Origin of the sequence: Microbispora sp. H10949 (genome assembly GCF_014161435.1) — a bacterium.
GTDB classification, from domain to species: Bacteria; Actinomycetota; Actinomycetes; order Streptosporangiales; family Streptosporangiaceae; genus Microbispora; species Microbispora triticiradicis.
The window spans coordinates 213,114-228,947 of the sequence record NZ_JABBWZ010000011.1; the positions used below are offsets into that span (position 1 = coordinate 213,114).

At 72.7% G+C, this 15,834-nt stretch carries 11 protein-coding genes; 6 read left to right on the plus strand and 5 right to left on the minus strand.

Annotated features, from left to right (window positions below):
• Nucleotide 1: 1 nt before the first annotated feature.
• The 3 genes from HHX40_RS27625 to HHX40_RS27635 form a co-directional block, all read right to left on the minus strand.
• The gene (locus tag HHX40_RS27625) at nucleotides 2-922 is read right to left on the minus strand and encodes a hypothetical protein (RefSeq protein WP_259403979.1); all 921 of its coding nucleotides are present in this window, start codon (nucleotides 920-922) and stop codon (nucleotides 2-4) included.
• A 157-nt stretch (nucleotides 923-1,079) separates the two neighbouring features.
• On the minus strand, nucleotides 1,080-2,762 hold the full coding sequence (locus HHX40_RS27630; protein ID WP_310738316.1) for an RNA polymerase sigma factor: 1,683 nt from the start codon (nucleotides 2,760-2,762) through the stop codon (nucleotides 1,080-1,082).
• Nucleotides 2,763-2,980: 218 nt separating this feature from the next.
• Nucleotides 2,981-5,062, minus strand: a complete 2,082-nt coding sequence (locus HHX40_RS27635) for a SpoIIE family protein phosphatase (protein WP_182882906.1) — start codon at nucleotides 5,060-5,062, stop codon at nucleotides 2,981-2,983.
• A 435-nt stretch (nucleotides 5,063-5,497) separates the two neighbouring features.
• Between HHX40_RS27635 and HHX40_RS27640 the strand changes: the two genes are divergently transcribed.
• The 5 genes from HHX40_RS27640 (at nucleotide 5,498) to HHX40_RS27660 (ending at nucleotide 9,834) form a co-directional block, all read left to right on the plus strand.
• Nucleotides 5,498-5,752 carry a hypothetical protein gene (locus tag HHX40_RS27640; protein WP_182876530.1) on the plus strand — a complete coding sequence of 85 codons (255 nt, stop codon included), beginning with the start codon at nucleotides 5,498-5,500 and terminating at the stop codon, nucleotides 5,750-5,752.
• Between the two features lie 211 nt (nucleotides 5,753-5,963).
• Nucleotides 5,964-7,466 carry a hypothetical protein gene (locus tag HHX40_RS27645; protein WP_182882997.1) on the plus strand — a complete coding sequence of 501 codons (1,503 nt, stop codon included), beginning with the start codon at nucleotides 5,964-5,966 and terminating at the stop codon, nucleotides 7,464-7,466.
• Nucleotides 7,467-7,508: 42 nt separating this feature from the next.
• Nucleotides 7,509-8,279, plus strand: coding sequence for a LamB/YcsF family protein (locus tag HHX40_RS27650; protein ID WP_220499646.1), 771 nt, complete (start codon nucleotides 7,509-7,511; stop codon nucleotides 8,277-8,279).
• The gene (locus tag HHX40_RS27655) at nucleotides 8,276-8,899 is read left to right on the plus strand and encodes a 5-oxoprolinase subunit B family protein (RefSeq protein ID WP_182882907.1); all 624 of its coding nucleotides are present in this window, start codon (nucleotides 8,276-8,278) and stop codon (nucleotides 8,897-8,899) included. Before HHX40_RS27650 ends, HHX40_RS27655 begins: the two co-directional genes overlap by 4 nt.
• Nucleotides 8,896-9,834, plus strand: coding sequence for a biotin-dependent carboxyltransferase family protein (locus HHX40_RS27660; RefSeq protein WP_182882908.1), 939 nt, complete (start codon nucleotides 8,896-8,898; stop codon nucleotides 9,832-9,834). Before HHX40_RS27655 ends, HHX40_RS27660 begins: the two co-directional genes overlap by 4 nt.
• On the opposite strand, the gene HHX40_RS27665 is transcribed toward HHX40_RS27660, so the two are convergent.
• Both HHX40_RS27665 and HHX40_RS27670 read right to left on the minus strand, forming a co-directional pair.
• A complete protein-coding gene (locus HHX40_RS27665; protein ID WP_182882909.1) occupies nucleotides 9,822-11,522 on the minus strand; it encodes an ABC transporter family substrate-binding protein in 1,701 nt (566 codons plus the stop codon). The two genes, HHX40_RS27660 and HHX40_RS27665, sit on opposite strands and share 13 nt — an antisense overlap.
• Nucleotides 11,523-11,643: 121 nt before the next feature.
• Nucleotides 11,644-13,992 (minus strand): AAA family ATPase, encoded by a 2,349-nt coding sequence (locus tag HHX40_RS27670; RefSeq protein ID WP_182882910.1) that lies wholly within the window; start codon nucleotides 13,990-13,992, stop codon nucleotides 11,644-11,646.
• A 222-nt stretch (nucleotides 13,993-14,214) separates the two neighbouring features.
• Between HHX40_RS27670 and HHX40_RS27675 the strand changes: the two genes are divergently transcribed.
• Complete coding sequence (locus tag HHX40_RS27675) at nucleotides 14,215-15,807, plus strand: MFS transporter (RefSeq protein WP_220499647.1); 1,593 nt, start codon at nucleotides 14,215-14,217, stop codon at nucleotides 15,805-15,807.
• Nucleotides 15,808-15,834 lie beyond the last annotated feature (27 nt).

Genomic DNA, 15,834 nt, shown 5'->3' on the forward strand with positions numbered 1-15,834 from the left:
GTCAGAGGTTGAGCCGGGCGCAGGCCCGGCGGTACTGCTGACCGGGATCGCCGAGATGTGACCAGGGCAGGCGGCTGAAGCGGCCGCCGGTCCTGCTGAGGTGCGCGCGTGCCGGACGGCGCAGGTCCGCCAGGAAGAAGGCGGCGCCGAAGGCGTTGTGCGCCTCGATCGACCGGGGATGCGCGCCGCCGAGCCGCCGCTCCGACCAGTGCCCGGCGGCCGAGACGATCTCGCGCTGCGCCTCGAAGGGGAACCATCCTCCCCGGGACATCGGCGTCCGGCCCGCGGCGATGATCTCGAAGTGGGCCAGCGGCACCAGAGCCGGGAGTGGGCTGCCCTCGGGGGCGTGCGCGGCGGCCGAGCGGGCGAAGGCGAGCGTCTCCTGGGCGGAGCCGCCCCAGCCCGGCGACAGGGTGATCAGGCGGGCCACCGCCGCCGAGTAGAGCGACGGCCACCGCCTGGAGCACTCGTGCCAGACCGCGTCCTTGTCGGTCCGCGGCCGGTCCAGCCCGACGGCCAGCCACATCAGGCACTCCCACGGCACCGGGTCACCGGGAGCGAGGGCCGCCGCGGCCAGCAGCGGCTGTCTCGCGCCCTCCATCGCCGACTGGTAGGCGTGCAGCCGGTCCGCCTGCACGGCTCTGGCCCGCACGTCGGGCCGCAGTTCCCAGGCCTCCTCCAGCCGGGTCCGCCCCAGCCACAGCCAGAGGTCGGGATTGCCCTGGTCGTAGGCGAGCGGTGCCTCGACGGACCGGCTCGCGCCGACGAGGGCGCGTGACAGCGCCTCCACCCGAAGTGACCGTACCTCCGGGTCGCCTCTGCTCGTGGCGAGAGCGGCGATCGCCGGTCCGATGTCTCCCCGCCGGGCGGATTCGACCGCCTCGTCGAGGATGGTGTCCGCCCACGGGCGGTCCGGGATCATTCGTGGCCCCCGAGCACGCGCCCGATCCACTTCGATCACTCCCATGAGGCGCGAGCCTAGGAGCGACAGCGTGCCCGTGGTGCTACCAGGATGTTACGGAAAAGTTAATCGTCCCCCGGCCTTCCCCGCGGGGCCGAAGGACGATCGACTCCGTGTCTCAGTCGAGGTAGTCGCGCAGCACCTGGGACCGGGACGGGTGGCGCAGCTTGGACATCGTCTTCGACTCGATCTGGCGGATCCGCTCGCGGGTCACGCCGTAGACCTTCCCGATCTCGTCGAGGGTTTTCGGCTGCCCGTCGGTGAGGCCGAACCGCATCGACACCACGCCCGCCTCCCGCTCCGACAGCGTGTCGAGAACGGAGTGCAGCTGCTCCTGCAGCAGCGTGAAGCTGACCGCGTCGGCCGGGACGATGGCCTCGGAGTCCTCGATGAGGTCGCCGAACTCGCTGTCACCCTCCTCGCCCAGCGGCGTGTGCAGGGAGATCGGCTCGCGGCCGTACTTCTGCACCTCGATGACCTTCTCAGGGGTCATGTCGAGCTCGCGGGCCAGCTCCTCGGGCGTGGGCTCGCGGCCGAGGTCCTGCAGCATCTGCCGCTGGACCCGGGCCAGCTTGTTGATCACCTCGACCATGTGGACCGGGATGCGGATGGTCCGCGCCTGGTCGGCCATGGCCCTGGTGATCGCCTGCCGGATCCACCACGTGGCGTACGTGGAGAACTTGTAGCCCTTGGTGTAGTCGAACTTCTCGACCGCGCGGATCAGGCCCAGGTTGCCCTCCTGGATCAGGTCCAGGAACAGCATGCCGCGCCCGGTGTACCGCTTGGCCAGCGACACGACCAGTCGGAGGTTGGCCTCCAGCAGGTGGTTCTTGGCGCGGTGGCCGTCCTCGGCGATCCACTCCAGCTCGGCGCGGACGTCGACCGGGAGGTTGTCGGCCTCCTGGGCGAGCTGCTCCTCCGCGAACAGGCCGGCCTCGATCCGCTTGGCGAGCTCGACCTCCTGCTCGGCGTTGAGCAGGGGCACCTTGCCGATCTGCTTGAGGTAGTCCTTCACCGGGTCGGCGGTGGCGCCGGCCGCCGCGACCTGCGCGACGGGCGCGTCGTCATCGTCGTCGGTGAGGATCAGCACCTCGTCCTCGGACTGCACGAGCGCCTCGGCCTTGGGCTCCTCGCCCTCGGTCTCGGCCTCGGTCTCGGCCTCGGTCTCCTCGGTCTCCGCCTCGGACTCGATCTCGACGTCCTCGACGTCCAGCTCGAAGTCCTCGATGTCGACGTCACCTTCGAGGTCGATGTCCTCCTCGTCCTCGGCGACGTCGGCGGACTTGGGCTTGGAATCGGCCTTGGGCGCCTTGCCCTCGGGACCGGCGGCGGGGGCCGCCGGGGTAGCCGCGGGCGCGGCCTTCTTGGGCGGGGCGGGCTTGGCTGCCGCCGCGGCGGGCTTGGCCGGGGCGGCCTTCTTCGCCGCCGGCTTGGCGGGGGCGGGCTTGGCGGCCGGCGCGGAGTCGGTCACCACGGCGGTGACGGTCTCCGGCTGCGACTCCTTGGCCGCCGCGGACTTGGTGGTCTTCTTGACGGGCGCGGTGGTGCGGCGCTTGGCTTGACCTCGAGAACGCTTGGGAGCCGCGGAGTCGGCGGCCGTCACCACGACGGTCACGCCCTCCTTGCTGAGGCTTCGCAGGAATCCAGCGGCTTGCGACATCGGGATGTCCGCTTCCTCGAAGGCCTTGCGGACATCCTCGGACTCGAGGAAACCCTGCGAGCGCCCACGCTCGAGGAGCTGCTGAATCACTGGCTCGTTCAGCTCCGACGGCTTCGAGCGAGTCGAACTTGCAGGCGACACGAACACCTCTCGAACGAACGCATGGCGAGAATGGACCCAGGTTCTTCTTCTTTTCCGGTGGTGTGGTCGCGCGAACCGCGACATGCCATTGTGGCACGCCAAGGTCCGTGATACGGCCGCGTCCCGCCGGTTGCCCCTCCACCCTAGGCCGACCGAGAGACTACTGCGTACGGACGGAGGTCACTGATACCCGAAAGCAACCGTTATGACTGTTTCATTCAGTCACTCTTCGTGGCCGGTGGGACGTGGACCGCGAGTACCGTTACGTCGTCATCCTGTTCATACCCGGACAGCATGCGCTCCACCAGGAAATCGAGCAGCATATGTGGACTGGCCACGACTTCCGGCGGCGCTTCGGCCACGACGCTTGAGAGTTCCCTGAGCCCGGCGTCCAGACCGCGCTTGCGGTTCTCCACGAGCCCGTCCGAGTACAGCACGGCCGTGTGCCCCGGAGGGACGCAGAACCGGTACTGCTTGCGGCTGGTGGCCCAGCCGAGCGGCGTGCCCGGCTCGGTCTCGTGCAGCAGGCCGACGCCCTGCGGCGAGACCAGCAGCGGCGGCGGGTGACCGGCCAGGGCCAGCGTGCCCTCCCCGGTTCCAGGCTCGACGACCATGTACGCCAGCGTCGTGACCTGCTCTTCCTCCTCGGTGGCCTCGAAGACCCGGTCCAGCCCGGTGAGCACCGCCGCGGGCGGCGGGTTGGTCAGGGCGAGGGCCCGCATGGCGTTGCGGATCCGGCCCATTCCCGCGGCGGCCTTGACGCCCTTGCCCATGACGTCGCCGACGACGGCCGCGACCCGCCCGTCCTGCAGGACGAACGCGTCGTACCAGTCGCCGCCGACCTGCACGTGGCGGGAGCCGGAGCGGAAGCGCTGGGCCAGCTTCAGGCCGCTCACCACCGGCAGCCGGTCGGGCAGCAGGCTCCGCTGCAACGTTTCAGCAGTCCGGTGCTCACGCTCGAACAGCGTGGCCCTCTCGACCGCGAGCGCGCACTGACCGGCGAGCGCCTCCAAGAAGACGCCGTCCTCCTGCGAGATCTTCTGCGACCGGTTGAACGAGAACCGCAGCGCGCCGAGCGCACGACCGGCCGCGAGCAGCGGCAGGCCCACCCAGGCCCGCTCCTCGGTCTGCTCCAGGAACTTGGCGATCTGCGTCTCGTCGGCGCCGGCGTCGACCAGCTGGGTGCGCAGGCTGTCCAGGGACTCGGCGAAGACGGGCCTGCGGCTGTTCACCGCCATCGTCATGACGCTGGGGTGGGCGAGGTCGATGTCCTCGCCCGGTGCGTCGGGGGTGCCACCGCTGTTGATCACCTTCAGGGTGGCCCTGTTGTCGTCGAGCAGGGCCACGGCCGAGTGGTCGGCGGCCAGCGCCGTCCGCCCGACGTCGATGATGACCTGCACCACCTGCTCGACCGTCAGCGCCTCGGCGAGCTGCGCCGTCGCGCCCTGGAGCCGGGCCGTGCGCAGGGCGGCCGCGCCGAGCTGGTCGGTCAGGCGTCCCCGCATGTCCTCGGCCTCGCGCTGCGGCGTGACGTCGGTGTTCGCGCCGACCCACTCCACCACGCGGCCGAGCCGCATGATCGGGACGGCCCGCACCTCGAAGTGCCGGTAGCCGCTGGCCCGGGTGCGCACCCGGTAGCTCCACTCGAACATCGTCCGGCCGCGCAGCGCCTCGCGCCATGCCTCGTCGGTGCCGGGGCGGTCGTCCGGGTGCACCGCCTCCAGCCAGCCGTGCGCGAGGTACTCCTCCAGGCCCTGGCCGGTGACGGCCCGCCACTGGGGCGCGTCCTCGATCACCCCGCCGTTCGGCGAGGTGATCCCGACGAGCTGCTGCTGCGACTCCACGAGAGAGCGGTAGCGTTCCTCGCTGCGCTCCAGCACTTCCTTGTTCATCTGCCGTTCGGTCAGGTCCACCCCGAACAGGGCGGTCCCGAGGACGCCGTCGTCACCGCGGAGCGGGAAGAACGACACGGTCCAGTGCCGCGCGTCGCCGTTCTCCGCCCTGGTCGGGTACGGCTGGTCGGTGACCGGCAGGCCCTCGTCGGCGATCCGGCGCAGCGCCGACTCGATCAGCGCGGTCAGATCGGCCGGCAGCAGCTCGGCCGGGAGGCGGTCGAGATGCAGCTCGACAGGATGACCGGTCAACTCGGTGAAGGTCGAGTTGACTCGGACGAACCGCCCTGAAGGGTCGAAAAACGCGAAGGCGAAGGGCGCCTCCGACATCAGGCCTCTGAAGAGGTCGGAGTCTGAGATGTCCAAACCGGACTCCCGGGGCCGGGGCACGGAGGTTTCGGCGCTCATGGTCGGCACCTCCGTCGCGTGCCAGCGTCTCCCACGAGGCACATCTCCATAACTGTGTTTGGTAGCGCGATCTGCCCTACATCATCGGCGATCGGCATGCGCGGACGGAAGCCCCGCCAGCCATGCGGTCAACGCATCCTGTCAAAAGACCGGCACCTCGCGCAGGAAGATCCGGCCTACTTCTTGGCCGCCCGCTTCGCCTCCTGCTTGGTCGTGGGGACCGGTCGCAGGCTCTCGGCGTCGGCCGGGCCATCGTAGTGCTCGGAGAGGTGGGCCGCGAGTGCCCGGACGCGGGCCGTCGCCGCCCCTGGACACCGGTGGACGGCGAGCAGGGCGGCGAACTGGCAGGGAGCATGAAGAACGGAGGGTTGACACAGCCGCGGAAAGAGGTGGAATTGGGGGCGGCAGGTCCCCATTCAGCGAGGAATGCAGTCGATGCCCGTACTCGCAGCACGAATCGATGGCGGCCCATCGCCGGAGCCGAGGCTCCGGGAGCTGGTGGAACCGGTGGTCAACCGGCTCGCCGCGGAGTTCCTGACCGTTCCCCTGTCCACCGTCGCCCGCTGCGTCGCCGACGCCTGGGCCTGCGGTGAGCACCTGGGGGTGGCGGTCACACCGGAGATCGCCGGAAGGGTGGCCCGTGAGCGCCTCCTGGGACTGGTGAACTCGGCGCCGCCTTCCCGGCGCTGAGGCGCCGTACGGCGCGCCGGCGGCGGCCGTACGGCACGGCAGGGCCGGGAGCGGCAGATAACGGGGAAGTCACCGGGCCGCGTTCATGGTGCCCTTCCCGGCGGGAATGCGAGAGGGTGGTGACCGTGAGCGAGCGGAGCGAGATCTCGTGAGTCACCGGCGCCGACGTGACCCCCGGGGGACCCGGCCGCCGGACGACGTGTTCGCGGAGATGCTGCTGGCGGCCAGGGAGCTGCTGGCCGTGCGCAGCCCGCTCGACGCGGAGCTCATGGTCTCCGACATGCTCGGCGCGTGGTGGGGCAGGCGGCTGCGCGGCGGCGACGTCGAGCAGATCCTCGGCGAGGGACTGGTCGACTACGCGGCCAAGGCGGGCACCCCCGCGGCCCTGTCCCTGCTCGTCTCCGTCGCCTACCTCGGCACCGCCCGGCAGGCGGCCAAGGCGGAGGGCGCCGCGCTCGCGCTGATGGAGTCCGGCGTCGCCCGGCCCGGCTGGGCGGACCGCGTCGGCGCGGTCAAGCCGGCCGGCTGCTACGTCTCCAGGGACGTGTACGGCGACCAGGACACCGTGGTCTGCACCTTCGCCTACAACGGCGAGGACAGGCACGCGCTGGTCGTGGTCGTCGACTACAACATGGGCGGCATGGCCCGGGACGCCTGGGTGTCCTCCCAGGTCGACAAGCTGCTCGACCAGGCCAGGCTGGAGGCGTCCGGCAACGAGCTGCTCCGGTTCGAGGAGCTGGAGCCGCAGCAGGCGCGGGCGCTGCTGGAGTTCGCGATGAAGGCCGCCAGGGCCGCCGCGCACAACCGCAAGGGACCGAAGCTGGTCAGCGACAGCTACAGCGCCTACCACGCCTTCGCGCGGGCCCGGATCAAGGCGCTGCCGCCCGGGCGCCTGCGGCCCGCCCCGGCGCACACCGAGGCCCCCTACAGCCGCGACCGCCGCGCGATGCTGGCCGCCGAGTTCCTCGCCTCCGACGCGGCGGAGAACCTGTCGGACCCGTCGGCCGCCTCGCGGTGCGCCGACCACATCATCGAGTACGGCTGCGACCAGGACTTCGGCCGGCCGACGCGGGTCAGCCCGACCAAGTGCGAGACGTTCCTGCTGGACTGGCTGCCGCGCAAGGTCCTGCTCACCCCGGCCGAGCAGGACGCGATGCCGCACGTGCTGTCGGCGTGGGTCCGCTTCGCGGGGCCCCGGATCGGGCTGCCGGAGCAGGGCGTGCGGGCGACGCTCGACGCGGTCTGGGAGGCCATGGGCCGGTTCACCGAGGCCTACCGGGACCCGGCCACCTTCGGGCTGGACCGCTCCCTCGTGGAACGGCTCCTGCCCGACGGCGACCTGTCGGCGCTGGCCCGGCGGGCCTTCGCGTTCCCCCTCCTCCAGGGCATGCGCGGCGCGACCAACCTCGACCTGCTCAACCCGGCGGACGAGGCGGACCGGCGGATCCTGCTGGAGATCGACCACACCGGCGAGCTGGGCCGCGCCGACCTGGAGGAGCACCTGGCCTGGCACGAGGAGATCGCGAGCCGCCTGTGGGTCGGCGACCCGCCCCAGCTGTGGGAGGCCGCCCAGCGCCTGCTCGACCTCGGGCACGACCGGCACGACGTGCTGCACGTCCTGATCGAGATCGCCGAGCGCATCGGCGACCACCCGGACGAACTCGCCGCCGCCCTCGACGACATCGCCGACATCCCCGACGAACCTCCCCTCTGACCCCTGCGGCAGGATGGACATGGCCAACGGGGAGACCACCAGATGACCAGAGTCATGGATTTGAACGCCGATCTCGGGGAGGGCTACGGGATCTGGCGGCTGGGCGACGACCTGGCCCTGCTCGACCTGGTGACGAGCGCGAACGTGGCGTGCGGCTTCCATGCGGGCGACCCGCTGATCATCCGCCGGACCTGCGCGGCGGCGGTGGACCGCGGCGTGGCGATCGGCGCCCAGGTCTCCTATCGCGACCTGGCGGGCTTCGGCCGCCGGGAGATGGAGGTGGACCCGGAGGAGCTGTGCTCCGACGTGCTCTACCAGCTCGCCGCGCTCGACGGGATGGCGAGGTCGATGGGCGGGCGGGTGTCGTACGTGAAGCCGCACGGCGCCCTGTACAACCGCGCCTGCCGTGACGAGGAGCAGGCGGAGGCCGTGGTGGCGGCCGTCACGGCCTTCACCCCCGCCGCCTCGGCGCTGCCGATCCTCACGCTGCCGGGGTCGGCCCTGGCGCGGGTGGCCGGCCGGCACGGCGTGCCCACGGTGGCCGAGTGTTTCGCCGACCGCGCCTACACGCCGGAGGGGACGCTGGTGCCGCGGCGGCGGCCGGGCGCGGTGCTGCACGACCCGGACGAGGTCGCGGCCCGTGCCGTGCGGATGGCCGTCGAGGGCGTGGTGACGACGATCGAGGGCGGCGAGGTGCGGGTCGGCGCCCGGTCCGTCTGCGTGCACGGGGACACACCCGGCTCGGTGCGGATCGCCAGGGCCGTCCGGCAGGCCCTGTTGGACGCGGGTGTCGTGGTGGGGCCGTTCGCATGACCATCCGTCCGGCAGGCGAGCACGCGCTGCTGGTGGAGACCGGCTCGCTGGAGGCGGCCCACCGGCTGGACGCGCTGCTGCGGGCCGATCCCCCGCCGGGGGTGGAGGACGTCGTGCCCGGCTCGCGGACCGTGCTCGTCGTGGCCCCCGCCGCCGATCTGCCGCGCCTGGAGGCGCTGCTCGCCTCGCTCCTGCGTACGGCGCTCGCCCCGGCGGGCGCGGGCGGGCCGGGGCGGCTCGTGGAGATCCCGGTGGTCTACGACGGGGCGGACCTGGCGGAGGTCGCGGCGCTCAGCGGCCTGCCGGCCGAGGAGGTGGCCGCCAGGCACGCCGCCTCGGAGTTCACGGTGGGCTGGCTCGGGTTCGCCCCCGGCTTCGCCTACCTGATCGGCCTGGATCCGGCGCTGCACGTGCCCCGGCTGGCGGTGCCCCGCACCAGCGTGCCGCCCGGCTCGGTGGCGATCGCCGGGTCGTACTCCGCCGTCTACCCGGCGGCCTCTCCTGGCGGCTGGCGGCTGCTCGGGCGTACGGACGTGCGGGTGTGGGACGCGGCGGCCGACCCGCCGGCGATGCTGCCGCCCGGCACGCGGGTGCGGTTCCGGCCGGAGGCGGGGCGGTGACCGCCGTCGTCGAGGTGCTGGCGCCGGGGCCGTACGCGACCGTGCAGGACCTGGGGCGGCCCGGCTACGCCCATCTGGGGGTGCCGAGGTCGGGGGCGGCCGACCGGCCGAGCCTGCGGCTGGCGAACCGGCTGGTCGGCAACGCGGAGACCGCGGCGGGCATCGAGCTGACCCTCGGCGGGGCGGCGCTGCGCTTCACCGCCGGGACGTGGGTCGCGGTCACCGGGGCGCCGTGCCCGGTGGAGGCGGCCGGGCGGCCGGCCGGGACGGACGCGCCGGTGTGGGTGCCGCCCGGCGGCGTGCTGCGGTTGGGCGTGCCTCGCCGGGGCCTGCGGACCTACGTGGCGGTGCGCGACGGGATCGGCGTGGAGCGGGTGCTGGGCAGCCGCTCGACCGACTCGCTGTCGGGGATCGGGCCGCCTCCGCTGCGGGCGGGCGCGACGCTGCCGGTCGGCGCCGGGGCCGTGGCCGCCGCGATCGTCGCGGACTTCGCCGCCCCGCCGCCGCTGCCCCGCCACCCGGTCGTCCGGGTGCTGCCGGGGCCGCGCGACGACTGGTTCGTCCCGGAGGCGCTCGCGGCCCTGTGCGCGGCGGCGTACGAGGTCACGGCGGACAGCAACCGGGTCGGGGCGCGGCTGCGCGGCGTCCCGCTGGAGCGGGCCAGGTCCGGTGAGCTGGCCAGTGAGGGCATGCCGCTCGGCGCCGTCCAGGTGCCGCCGGGCGGGCAGCCGATCGTGTTCCTGGCGGATCACCCGCCGACCGGGGGTTATCCCGTCGTCGGCGTGGTCGCCGCCGCCGACGTGCCGCTGGTCGCCCAGGCGCGGCCGGGCGACCTGCTGCGGTTCCGGCTGGTACGGCGGGCCGCCCGCCACCATGAGGCGGCACACCACCGGGGGACGGCGGACCGTCCCGGCGGCGCCCGTCAGGAGGCGTAGCCGATGTCCTCGTACCTGAGGTCGTAGAAGCCGCCGGCTCCGATGTTGGCCAGCGCGGACCGCACCACCACGCCCTGCGGGCACTGGTAGAGCGGCAGCACGTTGACCTCCTTCCAGACCAGCCGGTCGGCGTCGTTGAGCAGGCCGGGCACCTTGGCGGGGTCGAGCACGCTGCCGGCGCGGTACATGGCCTGGTCGATCTGCCTGCTGCCGCTGCGCCCCAGGTTGGAGTACCACTCGACGTCGTCGCCCTTGCCGCGCTCGCCGTCGGCGTAGACGTCGAAGGCGCCGGACACCGGGTAGGGCGTGCTCGGGTAGGCGAAGGCGGTGAGGTCGAAGTCGCCGGGGATGAGGTACTTGCCGAAGAAGTCGTTGAAGGGCACCTTGCGCACCTCGGTCCGCACGCCGACGCGCTGCAGCATCCGCCCGGCGGCCTGGGCCTCGGCGAGGCTCGGCGGGATTCCGTCGGGGACGACGAAGCGCAGCGTGAGCGGCTTGCCGTTCTTCGTCCGCGCCTTGCCGGACATCTTCCAGCCCGCCTGGTCGAGCAGCCGGCCGGCCAGGGCCGGGTCGTAGCCGCCGGTCTCCGCCGCGTTGGCGTGGTAGCCGTACTGGCTGTTCATGAGGAAGTGGTTGTCCAGGGTCACCGTCGGCCAGCCGAGGCCCTTGAGGTCGGCCTGCATGAGGGCGCGGCGGTCGAGCGCCGCGGCGACGGCCTGGCGCACCCGGACGTCGGACAGGACCGGGCTCTCGCCGTTCACGGTGAACTGGCGGTACTGCGTGCCGGCGGCCTGGCGGACCACCGCGTCCCATGCCTCCCTGACCCGCGCGTAGTCGTCGGGGGACGGGCCCACCTCGAACACGTCGACGTCTCCCTTGGTGAACGCGCGCACCATCTGGTCGGGCCGCACCGTCCGGAACACCATGTGGTCGAGCTTGGGCCGGTTCCCCCACCAGCCGGGGTCGCGGGCGAGGGTGACCGTCCTGCCCTTGGCGTCGAGCCGCTCCACCCGGAACGGCCCGGCGGTCACCGGGATCCGGTTGATCCAGTCGGAGTTGAACGCGGCCGGCGTCGCGTTGGTCACGCTGGGGTACAGCGGCGTGAACAGCGACTGCCACTCGTTGAACGGCTGGGCGAGGGTGACCACCACCTCCCGGTCGCTCGACCCCCGGGCCACGCTCTGGATGTTCTCGTAGGCGATGGCCGCGTCGACCCGGTAGTCGTGGTCGCGCCCGCTCATCGCCTTCCACTGGGCGGCGAAGTCGTTCCAGGTGATCGGTTTGCCGTCCGACCATCGCGCCTTGGGGTTGATCGAGTAGGTGACGACCTGCCGGGGAGAGGTGGCGGTGATGCGGGCGTTGGTCACGTAGTCGGTGTCGAGGGACGGCCGTCCCCGCTCGTCGGACCGGAACGTGCGCGGCATGAGCGCGTCGGTCACGGCCTCGACCGCGTTGCCGTCGCCGTCGACGTGGTTGCGGTTCCACTGGGCGGGGAAGTCGACGAGCCCCCACCGCAGGGTGCCGCCGTCCTTGACCTTGTCCCGGGGCAGGGGGTTGATGTCGTACGCCTTGACCGGGGAGGGGGCGAGCGCGCCGTCCTGTTCACCGGGCCCCCGCTGCGCACCACACGCGCTCGCGGCCGACACCGCCGCGAGCAGGGCCAGGGCGACCGGCCATCGTGGTCTCACGTGTCTCTCCGCTCCTCCGGCTACCCTACGAAGTAGATTAGTAGCAGAAAGTGACGATCGCCGTCAGCGGGACACGCATCGCCGCGACGCGGCTCTCCCCCGGATCAGGGCGGCTCGCGGATCAGGACAGCTCGTCCACCGCGCTGCGGACGTCCTCGCTGGTTATCGTGGTCAGCTCGGCAGCGTTCGCCGTGCCCTGGGCGGCCAGGCGCACGTCGCGCCGCAGCGCCGCGCGCTCGTACAGCGAGCGGGCGAAGCGGCCGTTGCCCAGCCCGTCGATCAGCCCCTCACGGCAGACCCAGTCGAAGACGTCGGCCAGGTCGCGCCCCGCGGAGGCGTCGAACCTGTCGCCGGCCGCGGCGGCCTGCAGATTGGCGATCTCGGCCAGCTCGGACGGCGAGTAGGACGGGAACGCCACCCGCTGGTTGAACCGCGAGGCCAGGCCGGGATTGGTGGCGAGGAAGGCGTCCATCTCGCGCTCGTAACCGGCCAGGATGATCACCACGCGGTCGCGGTCGTCCTCGGCCCGCTTCAGCAGGGTCTGCACGGCCTCGGCCCCGAAGGCGTCTCCCCCCGAATAGCCGGAGTTGACCAGGCCGTACGCCTCGTCGACGAACAGCACGCCGCCGAGCGCCCGGTCGACCAGCTCGTTGGTCTTGATCGCGGTGGCGCCCAGGTGCTGGCCGACGAGGTCGGCCCTGGACGCCTCCACGACGTCGGGCCTGGCGAGCAGGCCGAGCGCCGAGAAGATCCGGCCGAGGATCCTCGCGACGGTCGTCTTGCCGGTGCCGGGCGGGCCGGCGAACACGAAGTGCCGCATCTGCGACTGGACCGGCAGGCCCTGCTCCTGCCGCATCCTGGCCACCTTGAGCTGGGCCGTGATCGCGTGGACCTGCCGCTTGACCGGCTCCAGCCCGGCCATCCGGTCGAGGTCCGCGAGCGCCTCGTCCAGCGTCGGCGTGGCCTGGTAGCCGCGGTAGCGCGCGGTGATCTCGTCGAACGCCTTGGTCACGTCGCCGGCCGTGATCGTCACCAGGTCCTCGCCGCGCGGCGCCCCGCCCGCGCTCACCACCCGCACGTCGCGCGCCTGCGCGGCCGCCTCGGCGAGGCTGCGGGCGAAGCGGGCGTTGCCGAGGTCGTCGACGAGCCCCCGGCGGTGGACGTCCTCGAAGAAGCGGCGCAGCACGGGACGGGCCTCGGGGGCGAGCCGGTCGCCCCGGCGCTCCTGCAACGCCTCGGTGATCTCCAGCAGCTCGCCGGGGTCGTAGCTGGGGAAGCGGACCCGGGTGGCGAACCGGCTGGACAGCCCGGGGTTGGACGACAGGAAGTCGTTCGTCTCGCGCTCGTATCCGGCGAGGATGACGATGAGCCGGTCACGGTCGTCCTCGGCCCGCTTGAGCAGCGTCTGCACGGCCTCCGCGCCGAACCGGTCGGGCTGGCCGTCGCCCGAGTTGATCAGGCCGTACGCCTCGTCGACGAACAGGACCCCGCCGAGCGCCCGGTCGATGAGCTCGTTGGTCTTGATCGCGGTGGCGCCGAGATACTCCCCCACGAGGTCGGCCCGCTGCGCCTCGACCACGAAGGGCGTCTCCAGCAGACCGAAGGCGTAGAAGATCTTGGCGAGGGTGCGGGCCACGCTGGTCTTGCCCGTCCCCGGCGGGCCGACGAACACGAAGTGGCGCATGGGCCGCTCGTTCGCGTAGCCCGCCTCCCTGCGCAGCCTGGCCGCCTCGATGGACGCGGCGATGGCCCGCACCTGCTCCTTGACCGGTTCGAGGCCGATCATGGACTCCAGTTCGGCGAGAGCCTGCTCGACGGTGATCGGCGGCGGGTCGCCGGTCTCGGCCGCGGCCGGCCGGTGACCGCCCGCCCTGACCTGCTGCCTCTCGTGGGCCTCTCCGCCGATCGGCTCACGCTCCGCGGCGGCGCGCACCCTGCGGGCCAGGATCAGCCGGTAGAGGAGCACCGCGGCGGCCGCGCCGTACGCGCCCCACAGGGCGGCGGAGGAGGACAGCGGCGACAGCGACAGCGCGACCAGCCCGGCGGCCGCCAGGGACATGAGCGTCGTCAGCCAGGGCGGCACCCAGCGGATCAGGTGGGCCGAGATCGCGACCAGCACGCCGAGCAGCATCAGCAGGCCGGGCACGGGCGACTGCCCGCCGTACACCACCATGAACAGCGGCAGCAGCAGGCCCCACACGGCGAGCACCAGCACGGTCGCGGCGGCGCGGGGATAGCTGAGCGCCAGCGCGACGAAGGCCAGCGCCGTCACGGTGCCGATGAAGGTGGGCATCAGCGACCAGTTGAGGGCCGCGGCCACGCCCATGACGGCGACGAGCAGCACCACGAACAGCACGCGCCGCGCGAACGGCGGAAGGTGGAAATAGCGGAAACGCACCTGTTCGAACAGATCACGTGCCGCAGTCCGACTTAAGAGGCTCGCCGCCCGTGCTCTGTCGGAGTCCCGCATCGACGCCTCCCCGCTTCGACCCCGGTTATACCGCACGGGGGAAGGGAATGGGTGGACCCCGCGCGGCACGGTGGACGAGGCACCCGCCGGTCCCTGTGATCACCTGGAACGATACGGAACCGGCGCTGTGTTCCCGACATCACCGGAAGGGCTGAGAGATCCCCTTCCCATGGCTTAAGCTGCCACGCATGTTCCAGCGGGGCCGCGAGCACTGAGCGGTTTATGATCATGGTTTCGGTCGGGTCCGTCACCGTCCGCGCGGCGGGAGCCCTGCGCGAGCCCCGGGTCAGCCGGTGGTCGGTCCTCGTGCTGCTGTGTTTCAGCCTGCTCCTGATCGCGGTCGACGCGACCGTGCTGCACATCGCGGTCCCCGCGCTCACCGCCGCCCTGGAGCCGTCGTCCGTCCAGCTCCTGTGGATCATCGACGTCTACTCGCTGGTGGTCGCGCCGCTGCTGGTGACGTTCGGCACGCTGGGCGACCGGTACGGCAGGCGGCCGTTCGTGCTCGGCGGCTACGTGGTGTTCGGCCTGGCCTCGCTGGCGGCGGCGTTCGCCGCGACGCCGCTCGCGCTGATCGTGGCGCGGGCCTTCCTCGGCGTCGGCGGCGCGATGATCATGCCGGCGACGCTGTCGATCATCCGGCAGGTGTTCACCGACCGGCGGGAGCGGGCCGTCGCGCTCGGCGTCTGGAGCGCCGTGGCCGCCGCGGGCGCGGCCGTCGGGCCGCTGATCGGCGGGGTGCTCGTGGAGCACCTGTGGTGGGGCGCGGTCTTCCTCATCAACGTGCCGCTGCTGCTGGTGGCCCTGCCGTTCGCCGTACGGATCCTGCCCGCCTCGCCGAGGCGGGCCGACCACCCGTGGGACGCGCTCAGCGCCGCGCTGTCGACCCTCGGCATCCTGTCGGTCGCGTTCGGGCTCAAGGAGGCGGGATCGGGGCACACGCTGGGCCGGGGCCCGGCGCTCGTCGTCCTCGTGGCCGGCGCCGCGATGCTCGCCTGGTTCGTCCTGCGCCAGCGGCGGCTGGCCTTCCCCCTGCTCGACATCGGGCTGTTCGGCCAGCGCGGCTTCGCGACCGGCGTCGGCTGCGTGGTGCTGGCCGTCTTCGCGCTGGTCGGCCTGGAGCTGATGCTGGCGCAGTATCTGCAGCTCGTGCTGGGGCTGTCCCCGCTGGAGGCCGCCGTGCGGATGCTGCCGCTGATGGTCGCGGCCGTCGCCGGGGGCCTCGCCGCCGCGCACGTGCTGGGGCGGATCGGGCTGCGCGCGACGGTCGGCGGCGGCCTCGCGCTCACCGCGCTGTCCCTCGCCCCGGTGCTGACCTGGGGGACCGAGCAGCACCCCGTGATGCTCATCGCGTGTTTCGCGGGGATCGGCTTCGGCGTCGAGGTCGCCCTGCTCGCGGCGTCGGACACGATCATGGCCTCGGCGCCGGAGTCGCGGGCCGGCGGCGCGGCCGCCATCGAGGAGACCGCCTACGAGCTCGGAGCCGGCCTCGGCATCGCCGTACTCGGGACGATCACCACGATCGTGTACGCCCCGTCCCTCGGAACCGTCCCCGGCGTCCCGTCCGGCCTCATGACGCAGGCACGGGAGTCGCTGGCCGCGGCCGCGCACGTGGCCGGGAAGGCCGGCGGCGTCACCGGGGACGCGCTCCTGGCCGCCGCCCGCGCGGCCTTCGTCACCGCCCTGCACAGCACCGTCGTCGTCAGCGTGGCGCTGCTCGCGCTCACCGCGCTGGCCGTGGCCCTGCTGCTCCCCCGTCACCCGGCCGGCGAACCCGGCACCGAGACCCCGGCGCCCGAGCGCGCGGACGCCTGACCTGGCCCGCGCATGACGGCGGCCGGG

Coding starts and splice junctions, on each gene's coding strand:
- HHX40_RS27640 (WP_182876530.1), top strand. CDS start 5,498: ATGCCCGTACTCGCAGCACGAATCGATGGCGGCCCATCGCCGGAGCCG.
- HHX40_RS27645 (WP_182882997.1), top strand. CDS start 5,964: ATGCTGCTGGCGGCCAGGGAGCTGCTGGCCGTGCGCAGCCCGCTCGAC.
- HHX40_RS27625 (WP_259403979.1), bottom strand. CDS start 922: ATGATCCCGGACCGCCCGTGGGCGGACACCATCCTCGACGAGGCGGTC.
- HHX40_RS27675 (WP_220499647.1), top strand. CDS start 14,215: ATGATCATGGTTTCGGTCGGGTCCGTCACCGTCCGCGCGGCGGGAGCC.
- HHX40_RS27670 (WP_182882910.1), bottom strand. CDS start 13,992: ATGCGGGACTCCGACAGAGCACGGGCGGCGAGCCTCTTAAGTCGGACT.
- HHX40_RS27655 (WP_182882907.1), top strand. CDS start 8,276: ATGACCATCCGTCCGGCAGGCGAGCACGCGCTGCTGGTGGAGACCGGC.
- HHX40_RS27635 (WP_182882906.1), bottom strand. CDS start 5,062: ATGAGCGCCGAAACCTCCGTGCCCCGGCCCCGGGAGTCCGGTTTGGAC.
- HHX40_RS27650 (WP_220499646.1), top strand. CDS start 7,509: ATGACCAGAGTCATGGATTTGAACGCCGATCTCGGGGAGGGCTACGGG.